Origin of the sequence: Mesorhizobium sp. M8A.F.Ca.ET.207.01.1.1, assembly GCF_004794715.1 — a bacterium.
GTDB lineage: Bacteria > Pseudomonadota > Alphaproteobacteria > Rhizobiales > Rhizobiaceae > Mesorhizobium.
In genome coordinates this window covers 1-346 of sequence record NZ_SRUS01000276.1, presented here as the reverse complement: position 1 = coordinate 346, position 346 = coordinate 1, and the positions used below count along the sequence as shown (strand labels likewise).

At 69.1% G+C, this 346-nt stretch carries 1 protein-coding gene; it reads left to right on the top strand.

The features are described 5' to 3' along the window. Positions 1-21 precede the first annotated feature (21 nt). On the top strand, positions 22-346 hold a 325-nt coding region (locus tag EN850_RS34520), incomplete at its 3' end, for a DUF2242 domain-containing protein (RefSeq protein ID WP_136093002.1).

Here is a 346-nt window from a genome sequence, read left to right as displayed (position 1 = left end):
ACCGTCCTCGCAGGAGCACCCATGCGGGCCTCCCGTCTTTCCAGCGCTGCCGCCGCCTGTGCCAGCGTCCTGATCCTGTCGGCCTGTGGTGGCCGCACCGCCGACAGCACCGTGCTGCGCGAGTCCTTCGACTCCGGCGACACCTTCTCGCGTACCGTCGAGGGACGCCCTGCGGAGGCCTGTCAAGCAGCGCGCCGCACGCTGCTCAGCCAGGGCTATGCCATCGCCCGTGCCGATGATGCCCAGGTGGAAGGCAACAAGAACTTCCAGCCGCGCGAGGACGATCATGAGCAGCTGGTGCTGCGCATCTCGTGTGCGCCGCGTGGCGGCCAGGCGCTGGTGTTTG